Origin of the sequence: Brevundimonas sp. (assembly GCF_024711105.1) — a bacterium.
Lineage (GTDB): Bacteria > Pseudomonadota > Alphaproteobacteria > Caulobacterales > Caulobacteraceae > Brevundimonas.
This window is the reverse complement of sequence record NZ_JANJTL010000173.1, coordinates 1-9,601: the sequence shown is the minus strand read 5'-3', so window position 1 is coordinate 9,601 and position 9,601 is coordinate 1. Positions and strand designations below refer to the sequence as shown.

The following is a 9,601-nucleotide window of genomic DNA, read 5'->3' as shown; positions in this document are numbered from 1 at the left end:
GGGAACATGCCGTTGCACAGCGAGGTGACGCCCGGCAGGTCCCACCAGTTGCGCAGCTTCAGCATGAAGGGGCAGCGCTCCTCGGCGAAGGACCATTCGGCGTAGATCTCGGCGAAGGCGGCCTCGATGGTGGCGACGTTGCCGCCGTGGCCGTTCAGGAAATAGATCCGCTCGAACCCATGCCGCGTCAGCGACGACACCCAGTCTGAGATCGCCGCCATGAAGGTCGAGGGGCGCAGGGTGATGGTGCCCGGGAAGGCCAGGTGGTGCTGGGCCATGCCGATGTTGAAGGTCGGGGCCACGACCAGGCTTTCGTCCTGCTTCTCGGCGGCGTGGGAGATGATCTCCGGGCACAGCCAGTCGGTGCCGAGCAGGCCGGTGGGGCCGTGCTGCTCGTTGGAGCCGATGGGGATGACGACCGTCTTGGTCTGGTTCAGCCGGGCCTCGATCTCGGGCCAGGAGGACAGATGGATGAGCATGGGGACTTGGGGCTTCGCCGGCTGGGCGGCTTGGAATCGGATGGCCGTCCCCATACTGAATGCGCGACGGTTCCGCGACCTTTACCGACGGAACGCCGTTTCCGGAGCCCGCCATGAGTGACCGCGAACTGTTTCCCGTCAGCGAAGACCAACAGGCCCGCGCCTCCATGGACGCCCGGGCGCTGGAGTCCGAGCGGGCGCTGGCGCAGCGCGACCCCGACATCTTCTGGCGCATGGTCGGTCAGCGGCTGGATTGGATCGAGCCCTTTTCGAAGGTGAAAGACGTCTCCTTCCGGCGCGAGGAATTCCGCATCCGCTGGTTCGAGGACGGGGTGCTGAATGTCTCGGTCAACTGTCTGGACCGGCACCTGGCCGAACGCGCCGAACAGGTCGCCATCCTGTGGGAGGGCGACGACCCCTCCGAGAGCCGCGCCTTCACCTATCGCGAGGCCCACGCCGAAGTCTGCCGGATGGCCAATGTGCTGAAGACGCACGGCGTCCAGAAGGGCGACCGGGTGACCATCTATCTGCCGATGATTCCCGAGGCGGCCTGGGCCATGCTGGCCTGCGCCCGCATCGGCGCGGTCCATTCGGTGGTGTTCGGAGGCTTCTCGCCCGACAGCTTGGCGGGCCGGATCGAGGACTGCGGCTCGACAGTCGTCATTACCGCCGACGAAGGCCGGCGCGGCGGCCGCACCATTCCCCTCAAGGCTAACGTCGACGAAGCCCTGGAAAAGGCCGCCGGCGTGGCCTCGGTGCTCGTCGTCCGCAACACCGGGGCCAAGGTGGCGATGCGCCCGGGCCGGGACCACGACTATGGCCTGGAGCGGGACCGCGTCCCCGACGACTGTCCGCCCGAGCCGATGGGCGCGGAGGATCCGCTGTTCATCCTCTACACCTCGGGCTCGACGGGTAAGCCGAAGGGCGTGTTGCACACGACCGGCGGCTACCTGGCCTGGGCCAGCTACACCCATGAGCGGGTCTTCGACTGCCGTCCGGGCGAGGTTTACTGGTGCACCGCCGACGTGGGCTGGGTTACCGGCCACAGCTACATCGTCTATGGGCCGCTCGCGAACGGGGCCACGACCCTGATGTTCGAAGGCGTGCCGACCTGGCCGGACGCCGGCCGCTTCTGGCAGGTCATCGACAAGCACCAGGTCAATGTCTTCTACACGGCCCCCACCGCCATCCGTTCCCTGATGCGCGAGGGCGACGGGCCCGTGAAGGCGGCGAGCCGCCGGTCGCTGCGGCTGCTGGGCTCGGTCGGCGAACCGATCAATCCCGAGGCCTGGCTCTGGTACCACGACGTGGTCGGGGAGGGGCGCTGCCCCATCGTCGACACCTGGTGGCAGACCGAGACCGGCGGCGTCCTCATCTCGCCCGTCTATGGCGCGACCGACCTCAAGCCGGGCTCGGCGACCCTGCCGCTGCCGGGCGTCTTCCCGGCCATCGTGACGGCCGAGGGCGAGGCGATCGAGGGGCCCGCCGAAGGTCCCCTGACCCTGACCGATTCCTGGCCCGGCCAGATGAGGACCGTCTACGGCGACCACGAGCGGTTTCTGGACACCTATTTCTCGACCTTCCCCGGCCAGTATTTCACCGGCGACGGCGCCCGGCGCGACGCCGACGGCTACTACTGGATCACCGGCCGGATCGATGACGTGCTAAACGTCTCGGGCCACCGGCTCGGCACCGCCGAGGTGGAGAGCGCCCTGGTCGCCCATCCGGCCGTGGCCGAGGCCGCGGTCGTCGGCTATCCGCACGACATCAAGGGGCAGGGGGTCTGGGCCTACGTCACCCTCAAGGCCGACGAGACGCCTTCGGAAGACCTGAGAAAGGCGCTGGTCGCCACGGTCCGCCACGAGATCGGTCCGATCGCCTCGCCCGATGTCATCCAGTGGGCTCCGGGCCTGCCCAAGACGCGCTCCGGCAAGATCATGCGGCGCATCCTCAGGAAGATCGCCGAGGGCGACACCTCCAACCTCGGGGACACCTCGACCCTGGCCGATCCGTCGGTGGTGGAGGACCTGGTGCGGAATCGGGCGGGGTGAGCCGACTGCGCTGGCCGCCTGACGAGGACCGGGTCGAGGAGATCTTCTCGCGCCTGGCCGGCGTCATGCCCGAGCCAAAGACCGAACTCGTCTTCCAGGATCCCTTCACCCTGGTCGTGGCCGTCGCCCTGTCCGCCCAGGCCACCGACGTCTCGGTCAACAAGGCCACCGAGAAGTTGTTCGCCGTCGCGGATACGCCCGAGAAGATGCTGGCGCTGGGGGAGGCGGGGCTGATCCCGTACATCGCCTCCATCGGGCTCTATCGAAACAAGGCGAAGAACGTCATCGCGCTATCGCGACTGATCCTGGAGAAGCACGGCGGCCAGGTCCCCCTGAACCGCGCCGACCTCCAGTCGCTGCCGGGCGTCGGGCGCAAGACCGCCAGCGTGGTCCTCAATGAACTCGGGATCGAGCCGGCCATCGCCGTCGACACCCACGTCTTCCGTGTCTCGCACCGCCTGGGCCTGGCCAACGCCGCGACGCCCAACAAGGTCGAGGACCAGCTCCATCGCGTGGTGCCCGAGGCCTGGCTGCCCAAGGCGCACCACGGGCTGATCCTGCACGGCCGCTACACCTGCACGGCGCGCAAGCCCAACTGTCCCGCCTGCGTGCTGCGCGACATCTGTCCCGCCCGGGCTGGGCTGGAGGCCAGCCACGCCGCGACGCCACCGAAAGTCGGTAACCGAAAGGCCTAGCCGGCCTTGGCGAAGCGGCCGCCGGCGTGGGCGTAGGCCTGGGTGCCGCGGGTATAGACCCTGTCCGACGGCAGGATGGTCTCGATAGGGATCTCGCCGGCGTTCTTGAGCCGGTCGTAGATGGGGCCGAAGTCCTTGGTGGTCTCGGCCAGCAGGGCGTCCAGCGACGGGATGACGAAATAGACCTGCTGGAAGTCGTCGATCCGGTAGAGCGTGCGCATCACCCGCTCCAGGTCGAAGCCCAGCCGGTTGGGCGACGGATCCTCGAGGCTGAAGACGCTCTCGGTCCGCGAGGAGACGATGCCCGCGCCATAGATGCGCAGGCCCTCGGGCGTCTCCATCAGGCCGAACTCGACCGTGTACCAGTAGAGCCGCGCCAGGTTCTGGAGCATGCCCAGCTCGGCGGCGCGCTGGCCGCCCTTGCCGTAGGCCTCCATGTAGTCGGCGAAGGTCGGGTCGGTCAGCATCGGCACGTGGCCGAAGACGTCGTGGAAGATGTCCGGCTCCTGCAGGTAGTCCAGCTGGTCCGGCTTGCGGATGAACTGGCCCGAGGGAAAGCGGCGGTTGGCAAGGTGGTCGAAGAAGACCTCGTCCGGCACCAGCCCCGGGACGGCCACGACCGTCCAGCCGGTCAGGGCCTTCAGCTTCTCGTTCATCACCCGGAAGTCGGGGATGCCCTCGCCGTGCAAGTCCAGCGCGTCGAGGCCGCGCAGAAAGGCGTCGCAGGCGCGGCCGGGCAGGATGCCCATCTGCCGCTCATAGAGGGTGACCCAGGTCTGGTGCTCGACCTCGCTGTACCGGTCCCATGCCTGATCGATCGTCCAGTCGGCGTTCGCCCCGGGAGGCGGCTCGGTGAAGACGTGTTCGAAATCGGCCATGGCCAGCGGGTCCCTGTCCTGCGCGCGCATGTTTAACGCGCGAGGTCTTAACGAGGAACCGCCTAGTGCAGCATGCTGGTCCGCAGGCGGTAGCGTCCGTCCGCGAAGCCGGAGAAGACCCGGGCCGCCGCGGGATTGCTGACCGGCGCGCCGTCGGTGTCCGGCTCGAGGTTCTGCTCGGAAATATAGGCCGCCTGGACGTCGTCGAGGCCCTCGGCCAGCACGTGGTAGAAGGGCTGGTCGCGCGCCGGGCGCTCGGCCTCGGGAATGGCCTGCCACCAGTTGTCGCCGTGGTTGAATTCGCTGTCGACGTCGATCACGACGCCGCGCAGCGGGAAACTCTTGTGCTTCACCAGCTGGCCGATGCTGAACTTGGCGGTTCGCGTGTTCATGCCCTGCATTGTGCAGATCGCGCCTGACGCCAACCTGAACGGCGTGTGCGGATCACTGGACAGGTTCGCGGGCGCCGCTAGGCTGGATGCGAAAACGAGCGCGGGGCGCTGGGTCCCACAGCTCCGATGCAGGTTCGGGCCATGCCTGGGACTTCCGACGCGCCCTCCGGGGCCGCGCCAACCCTTTCTTCCGCCGTGGGCGGGCGCCTGGAGCAGCCGTGCTACGCGGCGCTGGACCTGGGCACCAACAACTGCCGTCTGCTGATCGCCCGCAAGGCCGGCTCCGGCTTTCGCATCATCGACGCCTTCTCGCGCATCGTGCGCCTCGGTGAGGGACTGAGCCAGAGCGGAGAGTTGTCGCAGGCCGCCCAGGACCGGGCCATCGCGGCGCTCAAGGTCTGCGCCGACAAGATCGCGCGGCGCAAGGCGGTGAAGGTGCGAGCCGTGGCCACACAAGCCTGCCGCGGCGCAGCCAATGGAGAGGCGTTCCTCGAGCGCGCCGAGCGCGAGACCGGTTTGCGGCTGGAAATCATTCCGCCTGAGGAAGAGGCCCGGCTTTCCGTCGCCGGCTGTTCGGACCTCATCGACCGGCGCTTCACCTCTGCGATCATCCTCGATGTCGGTGGGGGCTCGACCGAGATGTCCTGGGTCCGTCGGCGAGGCGGCGATGGCCGTCCGCCGGAGCTGCTGACCTGGATGTCGGCGCCGATCGGTGTGGTCACCCTGGCCGAACGGTTTCCCGAACCTGAAACGCCGACGCTGGAATGGTTCGAGGCCATGGTCGGCGCGATCGCGGACCGGATCGCCGCCTTCGATGGCGCGGACGGGCACCGCGAGGCCTTTTCGGACGGACGCGCCCAACTGATCGGCACCTCCGGCGCGATCACCAGCCTGGCGGGGCTGCACCTCGGTCTTCAGCGCTACGAACGCGCAAAGGTCGACGGCCTGCGCATGCAGGCGCACGAGTGCCGGGCCGTGGCTGATCGGCTGCTGGGAACCGACCGTGCGGGGCGGGCGAGCGAGGCCTGTATTGGTCCGGACCGCGCGGACCTCGTCCTTGCCGGAGCCGCCATCCTCGAGGCCGTCCAGCGGCAGTGGCCATGCCAGCACGTGCGCGTGGCCGACCGCGGCCTGCGCGAAGGCATGTTGCTGTCCCTGATGCAGTCGAGACGCCGCCGGCGGCGCCGCTGAAGCTCAGAAGGTCTCGGCCGGCAGGTCGATGTCGCAGATCGAGAAGTCCGCGCCCCGTTCCCCGCGCACCCGCGCCACAAGCGCGGCGAAGGCTTCCGACTCGGGCGCGAGAACCCGCACACGAGGCCTGTCGCCGTCGGCTATGTCCGAGGCCACCCGCACCTGGGTCATGACGTCGGGCTCGGGCACCGCACCCGATGGATCCGTCCCGTATTGCAGCGACCGCACCACATCGAGCCCGGTCACCACGCGGCCCCAGACCGTGTAGCGCTTGTCGAGCGCCGGGTAAGCCTGGCGCATCAAGAAAAATTGGCTGTTGGCGCTGTTGTTCTCGTCCCCGCGCGCCATGCCGGCGACGCCGGGGCAATAGAGACCCCAGGCGTGGACCCGGCCATCCGAGGTCTGGGACATCAGCGCGTCGGGTTGGGTCTGGATCGGCAGGGAGCCGAGAAAGCCGATCACCGCCCCGGCTGGCTGGGCGACCGGCGCGTAGCCCACCTCGGGTCCGCGGCGGAAGGTGAACTCGGCCTCGAGGTCGGGATAGGCGCTCTGGCCTTCGCCCCACAGGGTGCGGTCCGCGCCGCGGCTCAGGGGGTCGCCGGTCTGGGCCATGAACCAGTCGATGACGCGGTGGAACCGCTGGCCGTCATAGAAGCCTTCGCGCGCCAGCCGGCGGATGCGCTCGACGTGGTTCGGCGCCGCCTGCGGAGTCATCTCGACCAAGATGCGGCCCCGGCTGGTGTCGATGACCAGCAGGTTCTCGGCCGGCACCTCGCGCCAGTCGGTGGCGGCGATGACAGCGCCTTCGTCTGGCGGCGGGGGAGGCGGAGGGACGGTCTCCTGGGCCACGGCCGGCGCCGACAGGGCAAGCCCGACGAGGGTGGTGATCAGAAGGCGCAGCATGGTTCCTCCCCGGGGTTCAGTTGGTCACTTCCGAAGGCAGGCTGATGTCACAGATGGAAAAGGAGCCGCCGCGCGCGGCGCGTCGCTCTTCGACCTGCTGGGCAAACCGCGCCGATCGCGGATCGAGCACCCGTACCGCCGGCCGTTCAGCAGCCGGAATGTCTGAGGCGACCCGCACGCGCGTCATGCTGTCCCGCTCCGCCTCCGGCACGCGCCCAGATGTTGGGTCGCCCGAACGCAGCAGCATGACGGTGTCCATGCCGTCCACGACCCGTCCCCAGACGGTGTAGGAGCCGTTGAGGCTGAAGTTCGGGGCGCGCATGATGAAGAACTGGCTGTTTGCGCTGTCGACGCTCTGTCCGCTGCGCGCTGCGCCGACGACACCGGGACAGAACCAGGCCGTGCCGTCGACCCGGCCGTCGCGCGTCACGAACATCTGGCCGTCCGGCTGGGTGGCGACGGGCAGGGCGCCGTAGACGCCGAGCTGGCCGCCCGCCGGTCGCCGATAGGCGGTGTCGGAGCCGGTGACCTCCACATAGGGTTGCTCAGTCCCGCGACGGAAGACGAACTCGCCGCGCACGTCCGGCAGCTCGCTGCCGCCCATGCCGGTGCCGAGCGGATCGCCCGTCTGCGCCATGAAGCCGTCGATCACCCGGTGAAAGGTGATGCCGTCATAGAAGCCCTGACGCGCGAGGGTCCGCACTCGCTCGACGTGAAGCGGGGCCACATCGGGGGCCATTTCGATCAGGATTCGGCCCTTGGTCGTCTCAATAACCAGGAGATTGTCGGGCGCGACCTCACGCCACTCCGGCGTCTGGGCCACCACAGGGCTGGCGACGAGCACGGCGAGGAGGCCGAGCAGCATGGTCAGGCGCATCAGGCGCTCTCCGAAAAGCGAGCGCGCAGGGCCTCGGCCACCGCGGGCGGTACAAATCCGTCGATGTCGCCCTTCAGCCGGGCGATCTCCTTGACCAGGCGAGAGGCGACCGCCTGGTGACGCGGATCGGCCATCAGGAAGACGGTCTCGATCTCGGCGTTCAGCTTCTGGTTCATCGCCGTCATCTGGAACTCGTATTCGAAGTCCGCGACGGCCCTGAGGCCCCGGATGATGATGTTGGCGTTCACGGCCTCGGCGAAGTGCATCAGCAGGCTCTCGAACGGACGCACCTCGATCGAGGCGTCCGGCCAGCGCTCGCGCACCGCGTCCTGCAACATCGCGACCCGTTCGTCGGTCTTGAACAGGGGACCCTTGTCGTCGTTGCGAGCCACGCCGATCACCAGATGGTCGACCAGCTTGATCGCCCGCCCGATGATGTCGCAGTGCCCGTTGGTGACGGGATCGAAGGTCCCCGGATAGAGGCCGATGCGCAAAGAGCGTCCCTCCCGCTGGCGCGTGATTGCCTGTCTAACAGCCGATGTCTTGAGAGCCTAGACAGGCGGACTGTCTTCAACCGCGCTCTTTCGTCCCGGCTTTGCGGGCTTTGGCCTCCAACGTCCGAGCAGCCAGAACAGGATGGCTGGAACGGGCACGGCGAAGAAGATCATCCAGGGGTCTAGCGAGCTGCCCGTCTTCATGAAGCCGGCGCCGAACAGCGCGAAACGCAGCAACTCGAAAAACACTTCGCCGGTCGTCCAGTTGAGCGTGAACTGGCCGACGCCGAAGAACGAAGCCACCATCCAGCCCCACCTCCTGCGCAGCGCAGCGACCACGACAGTAATGAGGCAGAGGATCGGAGCGACCACGGCCGCCGCCAGGATGGCATAGCTCTGGGGAGGCCGACCGCTGAGCGTAAATCTCGCCAGTTCGGCGGCTTCGGGGCTCGCGCTGTTGATGTAGACGCCGTCGATCCGCCACGGTTCGTCCCCACGGCGCACCATGGTTGTCTGCCACAACACGATCCGGTCGGGGTACTCGAACTCTTGCAGGGTTTGATACGCCTGCGTGTCCCCGACTGTCTGCCAGTTCCAGGTCGCGACGCGGGACGATTCAGGTTCGCCTTCCGGCGCGAAGTCGGCCATCCGCCGGAGCGTGGCGTCATCGGCGGTTTCGGCGGAACTGGGGGTCATCTGCCCGCGCAGAGCGTCAAATCGCTCGGCTGCCAAATGTTCGTAGGCAGTGGTCGCCTGCGTCTCTCGCGCCGCGTCCGCCGCAGGGGCGGAACACGCTGCGACGAAGAGCGCGACGAGCAAAAGCAGATAACGCATCATCCAGTCCCCCGACGCAACGCGCCGGCGGCAGCCCTTGGCGCGTGGTCCCTACTCTTCGCCGGAAACCGGCGCTTCGTCACCCCCGGCCTCGTCCTCGCCGCTGTCGGGCAGGCGCTCGACCGAGACGACGCGTTCGCCCTCGGCGGTGCGGAAGATGGTCACCCCCTGGCTCGAGCGGCCCACGATGCGGACCTGGTCGACCGGCGTGCGGATCATCTGCCCGCCCGAGGTGACCATCAGCAGGTCGTCGCTGTCCTCGACGGGGAAGGCCGCCGCCAGCCGGTCGCCGGCGCGTCCGCCCAGGCCGTGGGCCGTCAGGCCCTGGCCGCCGCGTCCGGTGCGCCGGTACTCGTAGGCCGAGGAGCGCTTGCCGAAGCCGGTCTCGGTGACCGTCAGGATGAACTGCTCGGCGGCGCCCAGGGCCGCGATGCGCTCGACTGACAGGACGGCGTCGCCGACGGCCTCCTCGTCCGCGTCCGGCGTCGCCGTGTCTTCTTCGGAGTCTCCGCTGGCGGCGCGGCGCATGGCGTTGGCGTGCTTGACGTAGGCCGCGCGCTCCTCCGGCGTGGCATCCACCCGGCCGAGGATGGCCATGGAGATCACCTCGTCTCCGGGCTGCAGGCGAACGCCGCGCACCCCGGTGGAGTCCCGGCCCTTGAAGACGCGCACATCGTCGGCCTTGAAGCGGATGGCCCGGCCGAGCGCGGTGGTCAGCATGACGTCGTCGTCGGCGGTGCAGAGCGCCACCCCGACCATGGAGTCGCCCTCGTCCAGCTTCATGGCGATCTTGCCGGCGCGGTTCAC

Annotated in this window: 11 protein-coding genes; 3 read left to right on the top strand and 8 right to left on the bottom strand. The window is 68.5% G+C overall.

Going from position 1 to position 9,601, the window contains the following annotated elements; all coding sequences use genetic code 11:
• Positions 1–479: creatininase family protein (locus Q0M60_RS13845; protein WP_296820577.1), on the bottom strand; the 479-nt coding region annotated here is incomplete at its 3' end.
• A gap of 113 nt (positions 480–592) precedes the next feature.
• Between Q0M60_RS13845 and acs the strand changes: the two genes are divergently transcribed.
• Both acs and nth read left to right on the top strand, forming a co-directional pair.
• The gene (acs, locus tag Q0M60_RS13840; protein ID WP_296820575.1) at positions 593–2,530 is read left to right on the top strand and encodes an acetate--CoA ligase; all 1,938 of its coding nucleotides are present in this window, start codon (positions 593–595) and stop codon (positions 2,528–2,530) included.
• Complete coding sequence (gene nth, locus Q0M60_RS13835) at positions 2,527–3,225, top strand: endonuclease III (RefSeq protein WP_296820572.1); 699 nt, start codon at positions 2,527–2,529, stop codon at positions 3,223–3,225. The genes acs and nth overlap by 4 nt, the downstream gene beginning before the upstream one ends.
• On the opposite strand, the gene phhA is transcribed toward nth, so the two are convergent.
• Together phhA and hspQ are read right to left on the bottom strand one after the other, a co-directional pair.
• Positions 3,222–4,103: a phenylalanine 4-monooxygenase gene (phhA, locus tag Q0M60_RS13830; protein WP_296820579.1), complete on the bottom strand. Its 882-nt coding sequence runs from the start codon at positions 4,101–4,103 to the stop codon at positions 3,222–3,224. The genes nth and phhA overlap by 4 nt on opposite strands.
• A gap of 62 nt (positions 4,104–4,165) precedes the next feature.
• Positions 4,166–4,495 carry a heat shock protein HspQ gene (gene hspQ, locus Q0M60_RS13825; protein WP_296820570.1) on the bottom strand — a complete coding sequence of 110 codons (330 nt, stop codon included), beginning with the start codon at positions 4,493–4,495 and terminating at the stop codon, positions 4,166–4,168.
• A gap of 195 nt (positions 4,496–4,690) precedes the next feature.
• On the opposite strand from hspQ, the gene Q0M60_RS13820 reads away from it, so the two are divergent.
• Positions 4,691–5,686: a Ppx/GppA phosphatase family protein gene (locus tag Q0M60_RS13820; protein ID WP_296820568.1), complete on the top strand. Its 996-nt coding sequence runs from the start codon at positions 4,691–4,693 to the stop codon at positions 5,684–5,686.
• 3 nt (positions 5,687–5,689) lie between these two features.
• Here Q0M60_RS13820 and Q0M60_RS13815 read toward each other — a convergent pair whose 3' ends face one another.
• From Q0M60_RS13815 to Q0M60_RS13795, 5 genes are all read right to left on the bottom strand, one after another.
• Positions 5,690–6,589 (bottom strand): peptidylprolyl isomerase, encoded by a 900-nt coding sequence (locus Q0M60_RS13815; protein ID WP_296820567.1) that lies wholly within the window; start codon positions 6,587–6,589, stop codon positions 5,690–5,692.
• A gap of 16 nt (positions 6,590–6,605) precedes the next feature.
• On the bottom strand, positions 6,606–7,466 hold the full coding sequence (locus tag Q0M60_RS13810) for a peptidylprolyl isomerase (protein WP_296820564.1): 861 nt from the start codon (positions 7,464–7,466) through the stop codon (positions 6,606–6,608).
• Positions 7,466–7,960 (bottom strand): pantetheine-phosphate adenylyltransferase, encoded by a 495-nt coding sequence (coaD, locus tag Q0M60_RS13805; RefSeq protein ID WP_296820562.1) that lies wholly within the window; start codon positions 7,958–7,960, stop codon positions 7,466–7,468. The genes Q0M60_RS13810 and coaD overlap by 1 nt, the downstream gene beginning before the upstream one ends.
• A 57-nt stretch (positions 7,961–8,017) precedes the next feature.
• Positions 8,018–8,797, bottom strand: a complete 780-nt coding sequence (locus Q0M60_RS13800) for a hypothetical protein (protein ID WP_296820559.1) — start codon at positions 8,795–8,797, stop codon at positions 8,018–8,020.
• 48 nt (positions 8,798–8,845) lie between these two features.
• Positions 8,846–9,601, bottom strand: a 756-nt coding sequence (locus tag Q0M60_RS13795; RefSeq protein ID WP_296820558.1) for a DNA gyrase C-terminal beta-propeller domain-containing protein, incomplete at its 5' end; no start/stop codon positions are given.

What these genes read in the sequence shown, in the direction of transcription:
- Q0M60_RS13815 (WP_296820567.1), bottom strand. Translation starts at nt 6,589, where the DNA reads ATGCTGCGCCTTCTGATCACCACCCTCGTCGGGCTTGCCCTGTCGGCG.
- phhA (WP_296820579.1), bottom strand. Translation starts at nt 4,103, where the DNA reads ATGGCCGATTTCGAACACGTCTTCACCGAGCCGCCTCCCGGGGCGAAC.
- acs (WP_296820575.1), top strand. Translation starts at nt 593, where the DNA reads ATGAGTGACCGCGAACTGTTTCCCGTCAGCGAAGACCAACAGGCCCGC.
- hspQ (WP_296820570.1), bottom strand. Translation starts at nt 4,495, where the DNA reads ATGAACACGCGAACCGCCAAGTTCAGCATCGGCCAGCTGGTGAAGCAC.
- Q0M60_RS13810 (WP_296820564.1), bottom strand. Translation starts at nt 7,466, where the DNA reads ATGCGCCTGACCATGCTGCTCGGCCTCCTCGCCGTGCTCGTCGCCAGC.
- Q0M60_RS13800 (WP_296820559.1), bottom strand. Translation starts at nt 8,797, where the DNA reads ATGATGCGTTATCTGCTTTTGCTCGTCGCGCTCTTCGTCGCAGCGTGT.